Consider the following 21291-nt stretch of genomic DNA (forward strand, 5'->3'; position numbering starts at 1 on the left):
TATGTTCGAAAGGAAGTGCTTACCGGATGTCCATCCCTCCACCCGATCAAGCCGATACGCCCCAATCGTCACCGGAAGATATTAAGACGCATAAAGCCGTCGCCGCCGCTTCTTACATCCTTTTCTTCCTGCCGCTGCTGGCCGCCAGACAATCCCCCTTCGCCATGTACCATAGCAACCAAGGACTCGTCCTGCTCCTGACCGCAATTGCATGCAATATCGTATTAGGCCTTATTCCTTTGCTGGGTCTGCTGCTTGTCCCGCTAGCCAACCTCGGGATTCTGGTGCTGGCGATCCTCGGCATCCTGAATGCGGTAAATGGCTATACCAAGCCACTCCCGCTGATCGGAAGCCTGACCATCCTGAGGCACCAAGCCTAACCGACATACAGGTTGTCCCTAGACAAGGCGTTCCATCTCCCGGATGGAGCGCCTATCTGCGTTTACTTCCCTTTCCCTATTGCAGGCCATGCCGGATAGGCAAAGTTTAATTGCCACAGGCCGTACTATTTGTTATCATTGACAAATAGTGCGGCCTGTGTAATATTAATAAATAACACACATGCTTTATCACTTAAAAGCTTAAAAGCCCAAAAGCTGCAAGGACGTTTGGTGAATTTGGAGAGGGGTATTGTCATGAGCAAACATCAACACAAAATTTTAGATTGTACGATCCGCGATGGCGGATTAGTGAATAACTGGGATTTTAGCGTCCAATTCGTTAAGGACATGTATTATGGACTGAGCGAAGCCGGCGTTGAATATATGGAAATCGGCTATAAGAACTCTGCAAAACTGCTCAAGGGCGCAGATGCCGGTCCTTGGCGTTTTCTCAATGAAGATTTTCTGAAGGAAGTCATTCCGAACAAAACGGGCACGAAGCTGTCCGCACTCGTTGATATCGGCCGTGTGGACGAGAAGGATATCCTACCACGCGACCAGAGCCTGCTCGACCTGATTCGCGTAGCCTGTTACATCAAAGACGTGGATAAAGGTCTGGATCTCGTGCAAAAGTTCCATGACTTCGGATACGAAACCTCCATCAACATCATGGCTCTTACCCATGTCATGGAGAATGATCTGAACGAAGCCTTCGAAGCCATCGCCAAAAGTCCGGTAGACGTGGTTTACATCGTAGACTCCTACGGCAGCATGGATTACAAGGACATCGACTATCTCGTCTCCAAGTTCCAACGCCTGCTTCCAGACAAGAAGCTTGGCTTGCATATGCATAACAATATGCAGCTAGCCTTCTCCAATACGATCATGGGCGCAAGCAAAGGCGTCGAGTTCCTCGACACCTCAGTATTTGGCATGGGCCGCGCAGCAGGTAACTGCCCGACTGAGCTGATCGTCAGCCATCTGAAAAACTCCAAATACGATGTTCGCCCCGTGCTTGGCCTGATTGAGAAGCATATGATCTCGATGCGGGAGAAATGGGAGTGGGGATACATCATTCCTTACATGATCGCAGGTGTACTGAACGATCATCCACGTGCCGCGATGGCTCTACGCTCCGGCGACAACAAAGACAATTACGTTGAGTTCTACGACAAGCTGACTTCTCCGGAAGCTATGCCTGCAGGCTCTTCCGACTAATAAGCTCACCGCTTCATAGAAAAAACGGTCAATCTTCGTTCAAGCGAAGATTGACCGTTTTTTTCATTGCCACATTGAAATGGCCGAGCGATGAATATTGCTACTAATCGTTTATCTGAAGTCCGGCGGGATCCTCCGGGCTACACCGGTTAAGATCGCCGCTTCGATAATCGCATGGCGCACTTTGGTGACGACTTTTTCATTGAAAATACTCGGGATGATGTACTGCTCGTTAAGCTCGCTTTCCGTGACTACGGAGGCTATGGCGCGTGCAGCCGCCAGCTTCATCGGCTCGTTAATCCGCCGTGCCCGGCAATCGAGCGCACCGCGGAAGATTCCCGGGAATACCAGCACGTTGTTGATCTGGTTCGGATAATCGCTCCGTCCTGTCGCGAAGACGCGTACATGCGGGATCGCTTCGTCTGGCGCAATTTCTGGATTCGGATTAGCCATGGCGAAGACGATGCTATCCGGCTTCATTTTTTGCACATCGTCGCCATTCAGCAGGCCGCCGCGCGATACGCCGATGAACACATCGGCATCCACGATCACTTCCTTCAACGTCCCCGGCTCCCCTTGTACCTGCGGCTGCTCAGCCAGCCACTGCCACATCGGGTACTCATAGGTGCCCCCGCGGACGATCGCGCCCTCACGGTCCACCGGCACCAGTTGGGTAACTCCGGCAGCCAGCAGCATTTTGCAGATGGATACCCCGGCGGCTCCGATGCCGTTGACGACGACACGGACATTCTCAATCCGTTTGCCCACAACCTTCAGTGCGTTCAGCAAGCCGGCGATCACAACAACGGCTGTCCCGTGCTGGTCGTCATGGAAGATCGGGATATCCAATTCCTCGGCAAGCCGGGTTTCAATCTCAAAGCAGCGTGGGGAGCTGATATCTTCCAGGTTAATGCCGCCAAAGATCGGACTGATCGCCTTGATCGTCCGGATGATCTCCTCGGTATCTTTCGTATCGAGGCAGATCGGGAACGCATCGACGCCGGCGAGCTGCTTGAACAGCATAGCCTTCCCTTCCATAACAGGAGCAGCCGCATGCGGGCCAATATCACCAAGGCCCAGCACAGCCGTTCCGTCCGTGACGACAGCAACTGTATTTCTTTTTATCGTAAGGGAGTAAGCCTTGCGCGGATTTTCATGAATAGCCGTACATACCCGGGCCACCCCCGGCGTGTACACCCGGGACAAATCGTCGCGGTTTTTGATCGGCACATTCGGCTGCATGTTGATTTTGCCGCCGAGATGAACGAGGAAGGTACGGTCGGAAACGTTGATCAGCTTGATGCCATCATGCAGCTTCAGTGCATCGACAACCTGTGTTTCCTCAGACTCTGCCACATCGACCGTAATGTCGCGGATGGAAGAATCCTTGCCCGGGCGAATAACGTCGATCGATGTAATATCTCCGCCTGCTTTACTGATCGTTGCGGCTACATCCCCAAACGATACCAACTCATGATTAAGCTCCACACGCAAAATGATACTGGTCTGTGCCATGCTTATTCCCTTCCTTCGGCATAAAAGTGTGTCATGATCAACATATATGACCTATGAATAGAATCATGGTATCATGTATGTGATTTCATTGGCAAATGAAAATGAGCTTGCACCCTGATTAGAAAGATTTTTCACTTCTTGCCGCGGATGGCACGCAAGGCCGACTCCAGCATCCCTTCATCCATCGGGCCGGGATGCTTTTGACGGATAATTCCCTCTTCATCAATCACGAAGGTAGCCGGGTACGCCTGAACCCGGTACAGCTTGCCCACCTCTCCTGTCCGGTCCAGCGGAATCGGGAAGGTCAGCTTCCACTCCTCGACCCACGCTTTCACGACCGGCAGACTCGCTTCTGTCTGCGTCTCATTCACACCTAGAATGACGACTCGATCCTTTTCATTATTTGTATAAAACTGCTGCATATACGGCATTTCCGCCTGGCAGGGCGGGCACCAGGTAGCCCAAAAATTAACAAAGACCACACTGCCCCGGTAATCGGACAGCTTGACCTCCTCCCCACTGAGCAGGGACAAGGTGAAATCCGGAGCCTGCTGGCCGACCCTAAGCCCAATCTCCCCTTCTCCCCCGATCAGATTCACCCCTCTGTCCTTCAATTGATCGGATACCGTGATGAGAACAGCGAAGCCGATTCCGAACAGCAGCATCCTTTGCAGCGCCACTTTGGGTGAGAATTTCCGGCTTCCTGTCAGCCATACGATGAGGATGGCTATGCCGAGCACAGCGCCGGATATCTCCGCAATAGACGGCTTCCCTCCCAGAGCTGCCGATAGGGCCAAGTATCCCACATACCCCCCTAAAATTGCCGCCAGCAGCGAATCGCTATAAACGGGTCTGCCGATTTTGCGCCTTTCCAGGGAGATCCCTACATAGATGACTGCAGCGGCAGAAGCCAGCCAGGCGGCGTACCGGCCGCCACTGAAGTACAGCAGCGTTTGCGGGTTGTTCCAGATGCTCTGGATATCCGTGAGCACCCAGCCCCATTTCCAGACCAGCAGCCAGATCAGAGCCCCGCTCATCGCCGCTGAAGAAATGGCAGCGCGTTCCGGGTTTCTTCGAAGTCTCAGATTCAGCACACCGTAGCCTATCGCCGCCGCAGCCAAGACAATTACCAGATATTGATGCAGGACAAGCGGTCCCCATGTCCAAGTATCCATGTCATTTCCGTCTCCCTTTGTATCTAGTTTGTTCCATTGTGAATTGTCGTACGCAACCTTGTCAAATACTCGCCAGGCTTCGCATGCTATGCACCCAAAACATGCGGCCACATCCAGAGTTATTACAACCAGAATCTCAGGAGGGTATTCCATGATGAACAAAAAAATCGTTGTCACTTTCGTTGCTGCTGCTATTTCTCTAGGCTCGCTGGGGACTTTCACCGGACAAGCGCTGGCTGCCACCGGCACCATTGTAGGGAGTGTCAACTTCCGCAGCCAGCCGGATACCGGCGCAAGCAGCTATGGCTACCTCAAAAGCGGCGAACGTGTCGATATCGTATCCAAAGTGAACGATTGGTGGTATAAGGTTAAGGATGCCAGCGGACGTGTCGGTTACGTCTCGACTAGCAGCAAATACATCAAGGTGAACGGCTCCAACCCGGATACTGGATCAGGAACGACCAAGCCCAAGCCGTCAGCCGGTGATTCCAGCGTTGTGCGGAATAAAGTGATTGCGGCCGGAAAAACATACCTGGGCACCCCTTACGAATTCGGCTCCAACCGCAACAGCACCAAAACCTTCGACTGCTCCGCCTTCGTGCGTCAGGCCTTCAAGGAAGGGGCCGGCATTACCTTGCCGGGCGATTCGCGCAGCCAGGGAAGCTACGTCAAGTCGATCGGCAAAACGACGACCAACTGGAAAGATCTGAAGCCGGGCGATTTGATGTTCTTTATGGATTACCGTGGAAGCAGTTCATCCTCGTATCCGTCCAATAAGTCCAATCAGCGAATCAGTCATGTCGGCATCTACCTCGGGGACGGCAAGATTATGCATACATACTCCAAGGATTCGGGCGGTGTCCGAATCGATACGATCAGCGGCAAGCATTGGGAGAAACGCTTTATGTTCGGCGGCAGCGCCCTGAAATAGCCTTTATAATCCGAATATCGAACCGCCAGGAGTGAACTGCCTGGCGGTTTTTCTTGATCCAGCCGGAACTTCTTCTACCCTCTAAACGCCCACATTGCGCCGTCTTTCAGTCCGCTTTATATATCTTCACTTGACCTTAACGCAGCGTTAAGCCTTATGCTGGAAGCAAGTCCAGAGAGGAGTGCTGTGAATGCCTAATCATGAACATATCTATACCCAGCAAGCCGATTTGTATGAGCTGATGATCTCCAAGCAGCCCGGATTGTCCGAGATTATCAACCGCATCGCCCCTTATGCGGGGCGGCATCTTCTCGACGTGGGAGCAGGCTCAGGCCGCCTGACCTGCGAGCTCGCCCCCGAGGCAGCTTCCATCATTGCCACCGATCTATCCCCAGCGATGCTGGACGTACTCACGCAGCGCCTGACCAGCCAGCAGCTCAGCTCCCGCTTGCAAACCTATACGGCGGACCACCGCCAGCTTCCGGTGGCCGACCAGGCTGTAGATCTGGCCGTCTCCGGCTGGAGTCTCTGCTATCTGGCTCATGCAGACATGCCGGAGTGGAGAGACAATCTGAGCAGGATGATGCAAGAGCTGGATCGCGTAACCAAGCCTGGTGGAACGATCATCCTGTTCGAAACGATGGGAACGGGCTTTACCGAGCCAAGCCCGCCGGAATTTCTGAAACCCTATTACCGGGCGCTGGAGCAGGAATATGGGTTCCTTCATGACTGGGTACGCCTAGATTATACCTTCGATAGCGTGGAACAGGCCGCAGAGCTGACCCGGTTTTTCTTCGGGGAGGAGCTGGCAAGCACCGTCGAGCAGCAGGGCTGGAGCGTCGTGCCCGAGTGCGCTGGTGTGTGGTGGAAGCACAAATAAGACCTTCCCCCTAGGAGAGGAAGGTCTTACTTGCCGGCGTAATCATTCCGCCTTACAGCCCGAATATCGCATCAATCATCGGCTTCGTCTCGCCGCCTGGATACAGGACGTACAGCAGTATGTAGACCACGACTCCTGTAGGAGCCGTAAGCAGCCACATGATCGCTGTGATGCGTCCGATTCGCTTATGCTTGAACCAGCGCTGTTTGAAGGCATGCAGAAGGGTTACGATTCCGAATACGCCAGCCAATGTAGCGAGCGTAATATGGAAAAATAAGAACAGATGGTACGCCAGCTTCAGCTCTTCCGGGCCGCCGAAGCTGGTGTTTCCGACAAAGATAGTACGGCTCGCATAGATCAGAAAGAATGCCAGCGCAAACGCTGCGCCCCACAGCATCAGCTTCTCATGGGTCCGCCGGTTTCTCTTCACAATATGATACCAGCCAAATGCGACAAAAATCGCGCTGATGACTATGAAGCTGGTACTTATGGTAGGCAATAATATGGAAAGCTTCATGAAACATCCTCCACTATTCGCTTCTCTGGGAGATGGTAAGACTTAGACGCGGTTCGCATGTCCCGCTGCCTGTAAATACCCATCGCTCCCCAGATCCTCTTCTTCGTCATGCTTCCGTTCGCGGCGGTACCAGCGAAAGAACGTATACGCCAGCGCAAACCCGTACACGATCTCCTGTACGATCTTCATAATCACTCCGCCCAGTTGTTGATCATCAAGCATAGGCAGCAGCAGCAGATTTTCCGGGACAGCCGCATACATCGCATACATCGGAGCCTTTGCGAAAATAATGAGCGCACACGCAGGTGTCAGAAGTATTCCGTTCAGGAAGATATAAGCCATTCTTTTCAACTCGGACATCCGGTTGTACTCTGGCAGCGGGCAGAAGACCGGGAACCAGAGCAGGAAGGCCGAGAACAGGAACACAACTCTATAGGCTGTCAGCAGCGCTGTATTGGCCATCAGCGCATCCATAATGACCGGGATATGATAGACCGAAAATATAAAGTTAAACAAGAACAAAGCGAGCAGCGGATTCGTTAACACACGCACGATCCATTGAGTCGCCTTACCCTGCAGCAGCGGACGAAGGAGCCACCCTGGCAGACCAATCAGCAGAAGAGGCGGCATGACAAGATAAAGAATCGATTGCTGCAGCATATGCAGGCTGAAGTAGTAGTGATGACCGTAGTAGGCGAGCGGCGACCCTTCCGCTACATACCAGGAGATAATCCCCAGCCAGAAATACAATTGCAGCTTGGGGGCTACCGGCTCGCTTTCCGCGAATCGGGACCGCCAGCTATTCATACAGAGCGTATACAGGATACCTGCCAAGAGCAGCAGGACCAGCAGCCCGGGATTCCACAATTCAGCGAAAGATCCGGCAGCTGTATGCCCCGCATGTGTGACGACATTGGTACTGTCCATATTGAATGACTCCTTCCTTCCCGGAAGCCTTCCGGAGCTGTGTCTGATTCGTGAATTTTTTCCCAAAGTAAGGCAAAACAACTTAACAAGCTTCCTATAACGGTAAAAAAGAGGGGCTTTCAACAAGTGACAAGCCGCCTCTTTGTACGAACCTTATTACCACCAAACCCAGTAGACCGCGGCTGCAAGAGCCGTCAAAGCAACGAAAAATCCAAAGCATAATCCCACGATAGGAATGAAGTGACCGCGATCCTTCATATGCATCCAATAGGCCAACTGGAACACGATCTGGATGAGGGCCAAGCCCACTAGGAACCAGATGATAAACGAACGGTCCAACCCTCCGTACAGCACGACAGCGAACGAAAGCATCGTAAGCACGATCGAGATAATGTACGAAACGTAGTGATTACGCGGTCCTTCCAACCGGTGACGATGATCGCCTGCGGACGAAGAAGAATGTTGGTTCGCCATCTTATGGACCCACCTTTCCGAGCAGGTAAACGACCGTGAAGATAAACACCCAAACAACGTCGATAAAGTGCCAGTACAGACCAGCCACATAATACTTAGGAGCCGTAACAGTTGTCAGGCCTTTCTTGAAGCCTGAGATGATCAGCAATGAAATCCAGAGCACCCCGAACGCAACGTGCGCGCCATGGAAACCGACTAGTGTATAGAACGATGTTGCGAAGGCGCTCTTGGAGAACGTATGGCCTTCATGTACGTAGTGAACGAACTCATAAATCTCAAGGCCCAGGAACGCAAGGCCAAGTAATACGGTAACAAACATCCAACCTTGCAGCTTCTGGAACTGGCCGCGGTGCAAAGCCATCGTCGCGAACACGCTGGTCAGCGAGCTCGTGAGCAGGATGAACGTCGAGATTGCAACGAGGTCAAGCTGGAACAGATGCTCAGCAGTCGGACCATCCGGTACCTGGTTGCGCAGTGCGATGAAGGAGGCGAAGAGCGTACCGAACAATACGCACTCGCCGCCCAGGAACAGCCAGAAACCCAGGACCTTATTTTTGCCTTCAAGTGTTGCTGTTTCTGCGTGGGGCGGCAGGGCACCGCCTACTTCGTGATGAGCTGCACTCATGCCTTAGCCCCCTTATCTGTAAGCTCTTCAGGTTCGATATGGAACCCGTGATCATCAAAGACGGAACGGAAGAACATGCAAACCAGTGTAAACCCGATTCCTAGAATACTTACCACATAGACATGGTACATAAATCCGTAGCCTGCGATGAACAAGCCCAGGGACATCAGGAACGGAAGGATCGATGGTGACGGCATATGAATCGAACCCAGCGGTTCGGCCGGCGTCATCTCTTTGTTGCCTGCCATCTTCTCTTTCCAGAACGCATCGTATCCGCGTACCAGTGGAGTTTGTTTGAAGTTGTACTCCGGTGCCGGGGATGGAATCGTCCACTCCAGCGTACGTGCATCCCACGGATCCGCCGGAGCCGTAGCCGGTTTACGAGCTGTAGCCATAATGTTGATCAGGAACACGAGTGTACCGATACCCATCAGGAAAGCGCCGATTGTACTGATAAAGTTACCTTCTTCAAGCCCGACACCCGGCTGATAGGTGAATACGCGACGTGGCATTCCCATCAATCCAAGGAAATGCTGCGGGAAGAAGGTCATGTGGAAGCCGATGAAGAACGTCCAGAAATGAATCTTACCGAGCGTTTCGTTCAGCAGACGGCCAAACATCTTCGGCCACCAGTAGTACGAAGCTGCGAACAAGCCCAGAACCAAGCCGCCGACAATAACATAGTGAAAGTGAGCGACAACGAAATACGTATCATGATACTGGAAGTCAGCTGCAGGAACCGCAAGCATGACACCCGTTACTCCACCCATCGTAAATGTCGGGATAAAGGAAGTAGCAAACATATTAGCTGTTGTAAAGCGGATTTGACCGCCCCACAGTGTGAACAGCCAGTTGAAGATCTTAACACCGGTCGGAATAGCGATCGCCATCGTCGCTACCCCGAATATCGCATCCCCGACGGGACCGATACCTGTAGTGAACATGTGATGCGCCCAAACCATGAAGCCCAAGAAACCGATCAGAGCTGTAGCGAATACCATCGAGCTGTATCCGAACAAGCGTTTGCGCGAGAATGTGGCAACAATCTCAGAGATAATACCGAATGCAGGAAGGATCAGTATGTACACCTCAGGGTGACCGAAGATCCAGAAAATATGTTCCCATAGTACCGGGTTACCGCCCTTCGTGACATCGAAGAAGGCGCCGTCGAAAATCCGGTCGAACATCAGCTCGACGAGACCTACCGTAATGGCAGGGAAAGCGAACAAAATCAGAAGCGAAGTGATGAACGATGCCCAAGTGAACATCGGCATTCTCATATACGTCATGCCCGGAGCACGCATGTTGATGATCGTAACGAGGAAGTTAATCCCCCCGATAAGCGTACCGAGACCAGCAATCTGAAGTCCGAGTACGTAGAAGTCGACGCCCTTGAAGGCCCCCGTACTATCCACGATCCCTGACAACGGAGGATAGGCCGTCCAACCTGCAGCAGGAGCTCCTCCAAGGAACCAAGACGTGTTCAGCAGCAAGCCGCCGAAGAAGAACAACCAGAAACCAAGTGCATTCACGAAGGGGAACGCTACGTCGCGTGCACCGATCTGCAGCGGTACGATAGCGTTCATGAAACAGAAGATAACTGGCATTGCAGCCAAGAAAATCATCGTTGTTCCATGCATAGTCGTCAATTGGTTAAAGGTGTCGCCGATGAAAATTTTCTGATCCGGGTAAAGCAACTGGATACGGATCAAGATTGCTTCAAGTCCGCCCAGCAGGAAGAAAATTCCGCCTGCCAGCAAATACAAAATTCCGATTTTCTTATGGTCAACCGTTGTCAGCCAGTCCATCAGCCCGGTGTGACGTTTTACCGAATGCGCATGAGCCACGTATTTAACCTCCTTTTTCCTTGATGCTCGTTACTGAGGCAGCTTCAACGAGTTCAAATATTTAACCAAATCGTTAAGTTCCTGATCTTTGAGCGCTTTTTGTACATTTGGAGCGCCTTCCGAGAATGCAGGCATTTTGGCGCCCGGCTTGATCGATTGGGGATCCTTGATCCATTCCTTGATCTTCTCCGGATCATGAGGAAGGATACCTGCTACTTTCTCACGGGAAGCGAAACCATTCAGATTCGGACCTGCTCCAAGCCCTTGCGCGTTAACCGCATGACAGGAGAGGCAGTTATCTTTGAACAGTTGCTCGCCTGCTCTGGCATCCGCAGGAATGGTAGCCGGCGTCTTCATCTTCGCCACCCATTGATCGAACTGGGCTTGCTCCATCGATTTTACTTTGAAGTCCATGAGGGAGTGAGATGCGCCGCATAGCTCTGCGCACTTGCCGAGGAACGTGTCGGCTTCATCCGCTTCCAGATAATAGACGTTAGTCAATCCAGGGTTCGTATCCATTTTACCGCCGAGCGAAGGAACCCAGAAGGAGTGTTTCACGTCGGATGCAGTCAACTCGAATGCAATTTTCTTGCCTGTAGGGATGACCAGATCCTGTGCTGTTGCAATACCAAGCGAAGGATAATCAAACTGCCACCAGAAAGCGTGCGCAGTTACTTTGACGTGCAGAGCATCCTTGTTGTCTCGGTGATCTTCCAGAAGCTTGAATGTGTATTGTACCGTCGGAACAGCGAGCACGAGAAGCAGGATGATCGGAATAACGGTCCAGATGATCTCCAGCGTGTGGCTGCCTTCCACTTGTTTCGGGATGATGTCTTTCTCGCCTTTTTTCTTTCTGAAGCGAAGCAAGACATAAAAATAAAGCAAAAATACTACAATGACGACCGCGATCATGATGAAGAAGCTTAATTTCATCAGGAACAGCTGATCTCTGGCTACCGGACCCCTTGGCTTCAAGGCGGAAATCGTATTATCTCCACACCCCGTTAACAGCAGCATCATCAACCCAAAAAGAGGGATAGATCGCCACAGATTTTGCCATCGAATCATCTTCTCAATCCCACCTTAAAAAGCAAGTATTTTTCGAACAAAATAGGTCATTTTTATGTCAATGAACCTAATCACCATATTAACTATAAATTCGTCCCTGTTTTTTGTCAATGAATCTGGAGAAGTTCACAAAACGGTCATAACTCCTGATTTTTTCTTTATTTATGCGGGTTTTTGGGCATCTGAACATCTCTTTTTCCTCCTTTGAAAGCGTTATTCCAGCCCCTGACTCCCACATAAGAGACTCTACTTGTTTATTTCCATAAAGGAACTATTTTATGCATGTTTTTGGTCGGGACACGAACGCATCAAATCCCCCGCACAGACTCATCCTAAGCTTGGGATGCATCATCTGCCCTCCCCAGCTTCTAGCGTTTACAAAACGCCGAATCCTATTCCGTACAAAAGGAGGTCATCCGCAATGAGAACCAGACGGCTCATCTCCATGGCACTGGTCTTGCTCATCTGCCAGCTCATGACGGGCTGCTTCAGCCGCTATGATTACAACAGTGCGAACAATTACGGCAGCAAGCGCGATATGCCCCGGCAGGACACTTCGCGCGCTTACCAGACGGCACAACAGTACGCCCCCGTCAGTCACAAGATATCCAAGCTGGAGATGAACCAGTTCCTGTCCGACCAGGTAGCCGCGATGGACGGAGTCAGCAGCGCTATCGTGATGATGGGCGACAATATCGCGTATACGGCGATTACAATTGACAGTACGGCCAGCGGCACCCGGGGCGGCGATGTGAAAGGGACGGAAACGAATAACTACGGTCTCGTTAAAGGCTTATACAATCCGTACACGCCCTTGAGCGATTACGCCGATCCCAACGATCTGATTACTGCCAACGGCGCAGAAACGGAGATGCATCACGAGCACTTGTCCCATTTATTTAAGCAGAAGATTGCCGAGAAGATCCGATCCCTCCAGCCCACCGCAGCCGATGTCTATATTTCGGCCAATCGCGTAATCGTCAACGAATTCAACCGTATGGCGCAGGAAAGCTGGCACGGACGATCCCTTGAGCCGTTCAAGGGCCACTTTATCGAGATGATGGAGCGTACCTTCGGTACCGATCCGACAATTCCGAACCAGGCGGAGGCTAACGGCCGGGAGCTGCGTTAATGGCCTAAACTGCACATCTGCCGCTAGATTGCGGCGTTGTGCAGTTTCTTTTTGTGCCTACTTGCTGTAGAATGCATTTTAATAAGAAGAAATAGATTGGCCCAACAAATTATGATTTAGGAGATATTATAATGAAGAAAAACGAATTCGCCATTCTTGGCGTGAACGAGTCCTTGTCTGAAGCCTTGCTGAAATTCGGCTACACGGAGCCAACCCCTATTCAGAAGGAAGCGATCCCTGCGGTCCTGGCCGGATCAGATCTGATCGCCCAGGCTCAAACCGGTACCGGAAAGACGCTAGCCTTCGTGCTTCCGATCCTGGAGACGATTGATGCTTCCAAGTCCCATGTTCAAGCGCTCATCGTAACGCCAACGCGCGAGCTGGCGATCCAGATCACCGAAGAAGTGCAGCGCTGGGCCCCGCTTCAAGGGTTGAACGTGCTCTCTGCCTACGGCGGACAAGATGTAGAACGGCAAGTCCGCAAGCTGGAGGGAAGCATACATATTATTGTAGCGACACCCGGACGTCTTCTTGACCATATCCGCCGTGAGACGGTAGCCCTGCATAAGTTGTCGGTTCTCGTCCTGGACGAAGCCGATCAGATGCTTCATATGGGCTTCCTGCCTGAGGTCGAGGAGATTATCTCGGTGACGCCTTCACGCCGGCAAACCCTGCTCTTCTCCGCCACCATGCCGCAGCGCATCCGCGATCTCGCCAAAGCCTACATGCGCAAGCCGCTGGAGATTGAGGTCAAAGCAAAGCGTGTGACACTCGACGGCATCCAGCAACTGGTCATCCAGACGACGGACCGCGGCAAGCTGGATACGCTGTGCAAGATTATTGATGAAGAGAATCCGTACCTGGCCATGATCTTCTGTCGGACGAAGCTGCGCGCAGGCAAGCTGAGAGCGGAGCTTGCGGAACGTGGCTACTCATGTGACGAGCTGCATGGCGACCTGACCCAGGCCAAGCGTGAACAGGTCATGAAACGGTTCCGCGATGCCAAAATCCAACTGCTGATCGCCACCGATCTGGCCGCACGCGGTCTGGATGTTGAAGGCATCACTCATGTTGTTAACTATGATATCCCGCATGATGCGGAAAATTATATTCACCGGATCGGACGGACCGGCCGCGCCGGACAAACCGGCAAGGCCATTACACTGGCTTCGCCTCACGATACGGAGCATGTCGCGCTGATTGAGCGCGGCATTAAAGCTACGCTGTCCAAGCAGCGTTCCGGACGCCCTGTCCAGCAGAATGACGTCCCTGAGCGCCCAGCTGCAAGAGACCGCAGCGAAGGAGACGGACGTGGCTCCAGAACAGCAGCGCGCTCCGGCGGCTCCCGCCGGGACAGCGTGCGCGGCGGTCGTCGTGGTGAAGCCCCCGCAGGCGGACGCGGAAGACGAGGCGGCGAGCGTAACGCCAGCGCAGGACGCAGCGGCAACGCCGCCTCGCCAGGTCGCGGCGGACAAGCTCAAGGTCCGCGCTTCACCGCGGACCGCGAGACCGTCAGCTTCACGCAGCTCCGCCCGCGCGGCAGCGCAGGCTCCGGCCGCGCAGAGCGCCCGGCTCCACGTGACAATGACGAGCAAGGCTCGGGGTCGCGCTTCGGCAGCCCGCGCGGCGGCGACGGCTCCGCTCAGCAAAGCAGGCGGGGGGGCCAGGCCCCTTCCCGCGGTCGCGGTGCGCAAGGCGCTGCCCCTCGCTCCGGCAGCCCGCGCAGCGGTGAAGGCTTCGCTCAGCAAGGCGGGCGCGCGGGGCAAGGCTCTTCCCGCGGTCGCGACGCTCAAGGCGCAGGCTCCCGCTTCGGCAGCCCGCGCAGCGGTGACGGCTTCGCCCAGCAAGGCGGACGCGCGGGGCAGGACAGGTCTGCAGGCAAGGGCGGACGTTCACAGCAAGGCGCCAACCGTGGTTCCTCACCGGGTGGCAAGCGGCAGGGGCGGACACCGGGCGGACGCCGGGGACGTTAAGCCTCGGTTAGCCGGGGTGCGGCAGAACCGGACATAGCTTATATCTCCTAACGGAACCTTCCAGACAGGGGAGCCATCGGTCTCTGAAGCCCGTTGGCTCCCCTGCTTGCCCTGTGAAAACCTTTACCTGAATCCAGAAGTCATGTAATATTAAGGATGTAGCTAGCGGCAAGGAACTGCACTTCATGTCTTCGAAGGAGGGTTTCCATGTACGAACTGAAGGACAAAGAACTCATTTTTGTATTCACCGGACCCAATGGTGCCGGACGCAGAACGGTGGCTCAAATGTCAGGAAGTACACTGGGGATCAAGCAGGTTATCTCGTATACGACCCGCCCGCCCCGCTTATCCGAAGTTGAAGGTCAGGATTATCATTTTATTACTCCCGAGGCATTCGCCGCAGCGGAAGCCAACACCGAGTTTATTGAGGTCATCGAAATCGGGGGCAACCGTTACGGGATTAAGGACGCCGATGTAACGGATCAGCTCGTACAATACGGAGCGGTGTATCTGGTATTGAACAGCTATGGGACGGAGATGCTGAAGAAAGCCTACGGCGAACGGGTTGTGCGGATCTTCATCTATGCCGACCGCGACACGGTACAGCTGCGGGAGCAGGAGCGCGGCGATTCGCCGGAACAGATCAGCCTGTATATGTCCAACTATGAAGAAGAGATGGCCTACCGCGATGCCTGTGAGCACGCCTTCGAAAATCTGGACCTGGCTCATACGGTGTTCGATTTGACGAAGGCGCTTGATGAAAATTATTTAAAAAGAAATTTGCTTGATCTGGACTAATTATCCATAGCAATTCGTGCTTCGCTGGAAGACCGCAGCCCGTTTTCGGAGCTGGCGGTCTTTTTGAATTGACGAGGCATAAGCGATATACTGATAGGAAAAGGAGGACTGGCCAATGGCAATCTTGTTTATTGAACCTACCCCAAGTCCCAACAGCATGAAAATTACGTTGTCCGAGAAGCTGGACGATTCCGTCCGGTTAACCTATACGAGAGAGCAGGCCGCAGATGCTCCCGAGCCCTATAACCTTCTGCTCAGCATAGAAGGGGTACGGGGCTTGTATCATGCCAGCGATTTTATCGCGATCGACCGCGTACCCAAGGGGGACTGGCAGCAGATTCTTGCCAGTGCACGCCGCATCCTCGGGGAAGCCGAGACTGTTCCTTCCGGGCAGCACGCGTCTCCTGGCTCTGCTGTTCCTGCGAGCGAAGCTTCCGCAGACAGCCAGCATGCCCCATCCTTCGGCGAGGTTATCGTGAAGCTTCAGCATTTCAGAGGAATCCCGCTGCAGATCAGGGTATCCTCCGGTTACGAAGAGAAACGCGCAGCCTTGCCCGAACGCTTCTCTCAAGCTGCGGTACGGGCCGCCTCCGCCTCGCCCAATCTGATCAAGGAGCGCTCGCTTGAGGATTGGGATACGCGCTATGGCGAGCTGGATGATGTGCTCGAATCCATCGTGCAGGAGGTTGATGCCTCCTACGATGACGAGCGTCTGGAGCAGCTCATCGTGCAGGCCGCAGCAGGACATTCGGCTGCCGGTGCCGAGGAAGTCGCTTCCGCCGCACGCCGCACGCTGTCCTACGAGGAAACCGAGCAGCAGCTCCGATCCGAGGACTGGAAGCTGCGCTATGCGGCGCTGCAGCAGATCAAGCCTTCGGCCGAGACGCTCCCCTTGCTGACGCAAGCACTGGACGATGCTCAGACCGCAGTCCGGCGTCTGGCCACCGTTTACCTGGGCGATCTGAAGGAGCCGTTCGTTCTCCCCTACTTGTACCGCGCTCTGCAGGACAGCTCCGCATCGGTACGCCGCACGGCAGGCGATACGTTATCCGATATCGGAGACCCGGCAGCGCAGGATGCGATGATCGGTGCGCTGACCGACACCAATAAGCTCGTACGCTGGCGGGCAGCCCGCTTCTTGTACGAGGCCGGTGATGAGGGCGCCATCCCTGCGCTGGAGCAGGCGGCGGCCGACCCCGAGTTCGAGGTCAGTATGCAGGCGCGCATCGCCCTGGAACGGATCGAAGGCGGACACGCCGCAGAGGGCTCCGTCTGGCAGCAGATGACCCGCCGCAACGAAGCCTGATCTCTGCCCTGCTCTATGAAAATCCCGCATGCCCCTACCCGGGGGCTTAGCGGGATTTTTGGTCTATCAGGAATGCCCAAAACTCTCATATTCGAATCCCGGGTTTGCTGATATAATAGGGATAAATATGCCCATAGACTCATAATTTCGATAATTTACCTACATAATTCGACATTTATTAAGCCTTTTTACATAAGGAGAGATCTTTGTGCGCCATCGCATGGTTTTATTATCGCTAGCAGCTGCCGCTCTCGCTTGTCCGTATACGCTGAGCCCTATGGCCTTAACTCCCCAAGCAGTAGCGGCCGCTGTGGACAGCTCGCCACAGCTGGTCATCAACGGTACGGTGATCCAGGGAGACTCCCCTTTTTACCGCGGCGGCGGGGCCGGGACAACTTTCTTTGCGCCGGCTCGACTTGTGCTGGAGGCTCTGGGTTACACGGTAGCCTGGAAGCCGGAAGAGCAGGTGATTCAAGCCGCTTTGCAAGAGTCGGTTATAACGCATAGGCCGGGCAGCACCATCTGGACGGTAGACGATCATCCGTTTGTGTTCACGGACTCTTCCATAACGCGGGACGGTACTCTATGGATTCCTGTGCAGCCATTAGCAGAAGCGCTCGGTCAGGAGCTGAAGTGGAGCTCCCTCACATCCACGCTCTATATAAAACCCTCCTTCTCCACCTCCATTCAAGAGACGCTCGGTTATGGCTATACCAGACTGAGCTATGAAGGAGACACGGTGGATGGGTTGCGACATGGAGACGGCAAGCTGTACCTCGACGGTAAGCTATGGTACGAGGGCAGCTTCAGCCAGAATAAGCTCAGCGGAGGCGGGCGTCTCTATACGAATGGTCAGCTTCGTTATGAAGGCGGATTCAGCAACGATCAGCCCCAGGGGAGAGCCAAGCTGTATCTGGCGGATGGTTCCGTCTACGATGGAGAGTTCAGAAACGGACATCAATCGGGTGAAGGTACTTTGCTGGATGCCATAGGACGGCCCCGTTACCATGGAGATTGGGTCAATGGCCTGATGGAAGGCACGGGGGACATCTATGATGACAAGGGCCTCATCGTCTATTCGGGCGAGATGAAACAAAATCGGCAGCAGGGCTATGGGGTCGCATACATCGAGGCGAAGAACATAACCGATGCCTCCCCGACTGACGGACAGAACAACTCGCAGACCAAAGCCAAAACGGTCAAGGTCTACGACGGACAATGGGAAGACAATGTCCGCTCTGGCACCGGGAAATCCTATGATGACCAAGGCAAGCTCGAATATATCGGCAGCTGGAGCAAGGATAAGAAGGACGGCAGCGGCTACGCCTACAAGCTCAGTAAGCTGGAATGGATCATCAAGAATGATAAGGGCGAGCTGATCCGCGATGCCAAGGAAACAACAGAGATGAGAGAGGTCCGTTACCGCAACGGGATCCTGCTGGAGCAAGGTAATCGCTACCTGTATGTAGGAGATAAGTTATCAGACGGTACTCCTCACGGCAACGGCGTCATGCATGACGAGACCCAAACCCGGACAGCGACCTCGCAAGGAGCGGCTAACAAATCTGTTCCTTATTACGAAGGTGAATTCGAGCAGGGGCGGCTTACGGGAACGGGCAAGCTTTATGACAACAAAGGACAGCTCGTGTATGAAGGCAAGGTGACGGACGGCAAGCGAAACGGACGCGGCAAGAGCTATGAGAACGGCGTGCTCGCTTATGAAGGCGAATGGTCGGCTGACCAGATGTCCGGTCTGGGCCGCCGTTATACGTATGACAAATCCTATACAGGCAAGGACTTCAATGGCAGCTCATCGCTGCTCATGTATGAAGGACGCTTCGCCGCAGGCAAAGAAACCGAGCCGATCGCCGTATACCGGCAATATGGCCTCTTCCAAAACGGTCTGGCCCACGGCTACGGTGCTGTGATGCTGCTGCATGATTACAAGAACGAGAATGGTCCAAAGTCACTGGACAAGCAGCAGGGTCTGGCTTGGCTGATCTACGAAGGCGAGCTCAGCGAAGGCCTGCGCGAGGGTCAGGGCCGTCTTTACGAAAACAACACGCTCGTCTACGAAGGTGAGTTCAGGAAAGACTTGCGCGAGGGACAGGGCAACTCCTATGAGAATGGCCTGGTCTACATAGGACCCTTCAAGAACGACCTGAAGGAAGGCGAAGGCGATATGTATGATGCCTTCAAAACGCTCCGATTTAAGGGAACCTTTAAGAATGGGAAGAAAAACGGATTCGGCCGCCTCTATACCGAGAACGGCGTGCTGTCCTATGAAGGCCAGTTCAAAAACGACTGGAAGCACGGCTACGGCAAGCTGTTCGGCAGCGATGGCAAGACGCCTTATTATCAGGGCGAATTCCGGGAGGACAAGACGCTAAGCCAATATCTGGACGATATGAAGGAAAAGCCATAAGGAGGCGCTGGTTCGTATGGTTCATTTTAACCTAACCAAATATTTCACGGCGGCGCTTCTGATGCTTGCCATGCTGTTCGTTCTATGGGATCGCCCGGCAGCGGCTGCTCCCTCCGGCCCGGACCGCATGAGCGCATCGGTCAGCGAGGCGACCTACAGCTCCAGCACCAAGCTTCAATCCATCTCGACCTCGCCGAGTCTGAGCTTGCCCTTCTCTCCATCCCAGACAAGGTATTCGGTAGAAGTTCCGTTCTCGACCGATAGAATCACCTTTTGGGCAACAGCGGCAGACAGCCAGGCCAGGATCACCGTTAATGGCAACCGAATGAGCATCGATGGCTATCAGGTCTCCTTAAGCGTCGGCAGCAATACCATAGTCCTGGATGTTGAAGCGCCGAATTCGCAACCTACGCGCTACACAATTCAGATTACGCGGCTGGACGGATCTTCGGATGATGCACTGGGCAGCCTGTCCTTCAGCTCCGGACGGTTGTACCCTTCCTTCCAGCCGGATACGACGGAATATACCTTATACGTCGACTATCCGATTCAATACATCTATACGACGGCCTACGTACGCGATACGGGAAAGGCAACGCTGCAAGTTAACGGCAAGTCGTTCCCGGACGGTACGACCATCGTCAACAAGAAGCCGATGGAAACAGGCCAAACCTCGCTTGTCATTAGCGTAACTGCTCAGAATGGCAATATCCAGCCTTACTACATCACGATCAAGCGTGCGGGGCCCACCTCCACGACCGTGCCTAGCGGCAGCAGCGGCAGCTTCGATATCCAGCCGATCGCCAAGGCTAATACGGACAGGCTCGTAGAGCCGTTCGGCATCAAGAAAGTACAGATCGAGCTGGCGCTGTCTCCTTATAAGTCAGCTATTCAGGCGAAAGGCAGCGAAGCTGTAACGGTTGACGGCACAGCCAATCAGCTGCGTCCGCTTCTTGAGATCAAGGTTTTGCCCGAGCTATGGAAAGCCGCAGGGGATTACGGCAAAACCTTGCTCGTTCAAACCAACGAGCTAGATATAGCGCTCAAGCCGAATGTACTCCCCCAGACGGCAGAGGATGCCGCCGTGGTTCTGACCGTCAAACCTGCCGACCTGACCCTGCGCTCTGAGTGGAACGTCAAACCTACCTCCACGAGCAGGGACATCGCTGCCTTCGAGCTGTCTCTGGAATCGGTCGGCAAGGATACGGCCCGCTGGAATCGGCCCATAACCGCCGCATTCAAGCTGAACCCGCATAGCATCCGGCAAGCATCCAAACTGGGTGCCTACCGTTATGACGAAGCCTCCCGTTCCTGGACCTTCCTCGGAGGGGAGCTGAAGACTGGCAACCGCTTCGAATTCCGGACCGATGCCATGGGATTGTTCGGAGTGTTCGAAGAGGATCAGGCCTATCTGGATATCCGTGGACATTGGGCTGAGCCGATCATTGCCATCATGACCACCAAGAAGATCGCAGGCGGCGTAGGGGAAGGCCGCTTCTCGCCGGATGAGCCGATCACACGGGCAGAGTTCGTGTCCATGCTGTCCCGGGCTATGGATTTGCAGCAGTCGGCGGCCGTATCGTTTCCGGACGTGCCCGGAGATGCCTGGTACCGCTACGACTTGGCCAAGGCCTTGTCAGCCGGCTTGATCGAAGGATCGGACAGTGGCTCCTTCCTGCCCCAAGCCACGATAACCCGCGAGCAGATGGCCGTGATGATCATGAGGGCCTATAGTCTGAAAATGTCCATCCGGCAGCAGGATATCTTGTTCCCGGCAGGAGCAAAATTCACCGATGAAGACACGATAGCAGCCTGGGCTTACCGCAGCATTCGTCTCTCCGATGCAGTCGGGCTGATGAACGGATCGCCGGACGGGGCCTTTCACGCTCAGGCTACAGCTACCCGGGCCGAAGCCCTGGTTGTGCTGTATCGTCTGCTCAATAAAACGATGCCGTCCTAATCATGACGGAGGTTGGTTCTGCGCTGTCCTTCCGGTAACGGAGGACAGCTTTTTTCTGCTAACATTTCGTAAATCGGATGTCGAAATAGGAAGTATGGCCTACACCAGACCTTATAAATTAGCACCTAAAGGGGCGGATG

Annotated in this window: 18 protein-coding genes; 10 read left to right on the forward strand and 8 right to left on the reverse strand. The window is 54.0% G+C overall.

What is annotated here, in order from left to right:
• Nucleotides 1-26 precede the first annotated feature (26 nt).
• Nucleotides 27-380: a hypothetical protein gene (locus WMW72_RS24930; protein ID WP_341418287.1), complete on the forward strand. Its 354-nt coding sequence runs from the start codon at nucleotides 27-29 to the stop codon at nucleotides 378-380.
• Nucleotides 381-635: 255 nt separating this feature from the next.
• The gene (locus WMW72_RS24935) at nucleotides 636-1598 is read left to right on the forward strand and encodes an aldolase catalytic domain-containing protein (protein WP_341418288.1); all 963 of its coding nucleotides are present in this window, start codon (nucleotides 636-638) and stop codon (nucleotides 1596-1598) included.
• Nucleotides 1599-1709: 111 nt separating this feature from the next.
• On the opposite strand, the gene WMW72_RS24940 is transcribed toward WMW72_RS24935, so the two are convergent.
• Together WMW72_RS24940 and WMW72_RS24945 are read right to left on the reverse strand one after the other, a co-directional pair.
• On the reverse strand, nucleotides 1710-3113 hold the full coding sequence (locus tag WMW72_RS24940) for an NAD-dependent malic enzyme (RefSeq protein WP_341418289.1): 1404 nt from the start codon (nucleotides 3111-3113) through the stop codon (nucleotides 1710-1712).
• A 131-nt stretch (nucleotides 3114-3244) separates the two neighbouring features.
• Nucleotides 3245-4288 (reverse strand): peroxiredoxin family protein, encoded by a 1044-nt coding sequence (locus WMW72_RS24945; RefSeq protein WP_341418290.1) that lies wholly within the window; start codon nucleotides 4286-4288, stop codon nucleotides 3245-3247.
• Nucleotides 4289-4442: 154 nt separating this feature from the next.
• Between WMW72_RS24945 and WMW72_RS24950 the strand changes: the two genes are divergently transcribed.
• Nucleotides 4443-5219: a C40 family peptidase gene (locus tag WMW72_RS24950; RefSeq protein ID WP_341418383.1), complete on the forward strand. Its 777-nt coding sequence runs from the start codon at nucleotides 4443-4445 to the stop codon at nucleotides 5217-5219.
• A gap of 190 nt (nucleotides 5220-5409) precedes the next feature.
• The gene (locus WMW72_RS24955) at nucleotides 5410-6099 is read left to right on the forward strand and encodes a class I SAM-dependent methyltransferase (RefSeq protein ID WP_341418291.1); all 690 of its coding nucleotides are present in this window, start codon (nucleotides 5410-5412) and stop codon (nucleotides 6097-6099) included.
• A gap of 52 nt (nucleotides 6100-6151) precedes the next feature.
• Here the strand turns inward: WMW72_RS24955 and WMW72_RS24960 are convergent, their stop codons facing one another.
• From WMW72_RS24960 to coxB, 6 genes are all read right to left on the reverse strand, one after another.
• Nucleotides 6152-6616: a DUF420 domain-containing protein gene (locus WMW72_RS24960; protein WP_341418292.1), complete on the reverse strand. Its 465-nt coding sequence runs from the start codon at nucleotides 6614-6616 to the stop codon at nucleotides 6152-6154.
• Between the two features lie 42 nt (nucleotides 6617-6658).
• Nucleotides 6659-7543, reverse strand: coding sequence for a cytochrome c oxidase assembly protein (locus tag WMW72_RS24965; protein WP_341418293.1), 885 nt, complete (start codon nucleotides 7541-7543; stop codon nucleotides 6659-6661).
• Between the two features lie 156 nt (nucleotides 7544-7699).
• Nucleotides 7700-8017: a cytochrome C oxidase subunit IV family protein gene (locus WMW72_RS24970; protein ID WP_341418294.1), complete on the reverse strand. Its 318-nt coding sequence runs from the start codon at nucleotides 8015-8017 to the stop codon at nucleotides 7700-7702.
• 1 nt (nucleotide 8018) lies between these two features.
• Nucleotides 8019-8642 (reverse strand): cytochrome (ubi)quinol oxidase subunit III, encoded by a 624-nt coding sequence (locus WMW72_RS24975; protein ID WP_072333760.1) that lies wholly within the window; start codon nucleotides 8640-8642, stop codon nucleotides 8019-8021.
• A complete protein-coding gene (gene ctaD / locus WMW72_RS24980; protein WP_341418384.1) occupies nucleotides 8639-10450 on the reverse strand; it encodes a cytochrome c oxidase subunit I in 1812 nt (603 codons plus the stop codon). The genes WMW72_RS24975 and ctaD overlap by 4 nt, the downstream gene beginning before the upstream one ends.
• A gap of 69 nt (nucleotides 10451-10519) precedes the next feature.
• A complete protein-coding gene (coxB, locus tag WMW72_RS24985) occupies nucleotides 10520-11557 on the reverse strand; it encodes a cytochrome c oxidase subunit II (protein ID WP_341418295.1) in 1038 nt (345 codons plus the stop codon).
• A 421-nt stretch (nucleotides 11558-11978) separates the two neighbouring features.
• On the opposite strand from coxB, the gene WMW72_RS24990 reads away from it, so the two are divergent.
• The 6 genes from WMW72_RS24990 to WMW72_RS25015 all read left to right on the forward strand — a co-directional run bounded on the left by WMW72_RS24990 (nucleotide 11979) and on the right by WMW72_RS25015 (nucleotide 21151).
• Entirely contained in the window at nucleotides 11979-12689 is a 711-nt protein-coding gene (locus WMW72_RS24990) for a hypothetical protein (protein WP_341418296.1), read from the forward strand.
• Between the two features lie 131 nt (nucleotides 12690-12820).
• Entirely contained in the window at nucleotides 12821-14662 is a 1842-nt protein-coding gene (locus tag WMW72_RS24995; RefSeq protein ID WP_341418297.1) for a DEAD/DEAH box helicase, read from the forward strand.
• A gap of 207 nt (nucleotides 14663-14869) precedes the next feature.
• Nucleotides 14870-15460, forward strand: a complete 591-nt coding sequence (locus WMW72_RS25000) for a guanylate kinase (protein ID WP_341418298.1) — start codon at nucleotides 14870-14872, stop codon at nucleotides 15458-15460.
• Nucleotides 15461-15575: 115 nt separating this feature from the next.
• Nucleotides 15576-16766: a virulence factor gene (locus WMW72_RS25005; RefSeq protein WP_341418299.1), complete on the forward strand. Its 1191-nt coding sequence runs from the start codon at nucleotides 15576-15578 to the stop codon at nucleotides 16764-16766.
• Nucleotides 16767-16974: 208 nt separating this feature from the next.
• The gene (locus tag WMW72_RS25010; protein WP_341418300.1) at nucleotides 16975-19191 is read left to right on the forward strand and encodes a stalk domain-containing protein; all 2217 of its coding nucleotides are present in this window, start codon (nucleotides 16975-16977) and stop codon (nucleotides 19189-19191) included.
• A gap of 16 nt (nucleotides 19192-19207) precedes the next feature.
• Nucleotides 19208-21151 carry an S-layer homology domain-containing protein gene (locus tag WMW72_RS25015; protein WP_341418301.1) on the forward strand — a complete coding sequence of 648 codons (1944 nt, stop codon included), beginning with the start codon at nucleotides 19208-19210 and terminating at the stop codon, nucleotides 21149-21151.
• The last annotated feature ends 140 nt before the right edge of the window (nucleotides 21152-21291 follow it).

Origin of the sequence: Paenibacillus filicis, from assembly GCF_038070315.1 — a bacterium.
Lineage (GTDB): Bacteria > Bacillota > Bacilli > Paenibacillales > NBRC-103111 > Paenibacillus_G > Paenibacillus_G filicis.

Coding starts and splice junctions, on each gene's coding strand:
- WMW72_RS24930 (WP_341418287.1), top strand. CDS start 27: ATGTCCATCCCTCCACCCGATCAAGCCGATACGCCCCAATCGTCACCG.
- WMW72_RS24935 (WP_341418288.1), top strand. CDS start 636: ATGAGCAAACATCAACACAAAATTTTAGATTGTACGATCCGCGATGGC.
- WMW72_RS24940 (WP_341418289.1), bottom strand. CDS start 3,113: ATGGCACAGACCAGTATCATTTTGCGTGTGGAGCTTAATCATGAGTTG.
- WMW72_RS24945 (WP_341418290.1), bottom strand. CDS start 4,288: ATGGATACTTGGACATGGGGACCGCTTGTCCTGCATCAATATCTGGTA.
- WMW72_RS24950 (WP_341418383.1), top strand. CDS start 4,443: ATGAACAAAAAAATCGTTGTCACTTTCGTTGCTGCTGCTATTTCTCTA.
- WMW72_RS24955 (WP_341418291.1), top strand. CDS start 5,410: ATGCCTAATCATGAACATATCTATACCCAGCAAGCCGATTTGTATGAG.
- WMW72_RS24960 (WP_341418292.1), bottom strand. CDS start 6,616: ATGAAGCTTTCCATATTATTGCCTACCATAAGTACCAGCTTCATAGTC.
- WMW72_RS24965 (WP_341418293.1), bottom strand. CDS start 7,543: ATGGACAGTACCAATGTCGTCACACATGCGGGGCATACAGCTGCCGGA.
- WMW72_RS24970 (WP_341418294.1), bottom strand. CDS start 8,017: ATGGCGAACCAACATTCTTCTTCGTCCGCAGGCGATCATCGTCACCGG.
- WMW72_RS24975 (WP_072333760.1), bottom strand. CDS start 8,642: ATGAGTGCAGCTCATCACGAAGTAGGCGGTGCCCTGCCGCCCCACGCA.
- ctaD (WP_341418384.1), bottom strand. CDS start 10,450: ATGGACTGGCTGACAACGGTTGACCATAAGAAAATCGGAATTTTGTAT.
- coxB (WP_341418295.1), bottom strand. CDS start 11,557: ATGATTCGATGGCAAAATCTGTGGCGATCTATCCCTCTTTTTGGGTTG.
- WMW72_RS24990 (WP_341418296.1), top strand. CDS start 11,979: ATGAGAACCAGACGGCTCATCTCCATGGCACTGGTCTTGCTCATCTGC.
- WMW72_RS24995 (WP_341418297.1), top strand. CDS start 12,821: ATGAAGAAAAACGAATTCGCCATTCTTGGCGTGAACGAGTCCTTGTCT.
- WMW72_RS25000 (WP_341418298.1), top strand. CDS start 14,870: ATGTACGAACTGAAGGACAAAGAACTCATTTTTGTATTCACCGGACCC.
- WMW72_RS25005 (WP_341418299.1), top strand. CDS start 15,576: ATGGCAATCTTGTTTATTGAACCTACCCCAAGTCCCAACAGCATGAAA.
- WMW72_RS25015 (WP_341418301.1), top strand. CDS start 19,208: ATGGTTCATTTTAACCTAACCAAATATTTCACGGCGGCGCTTCTGATG.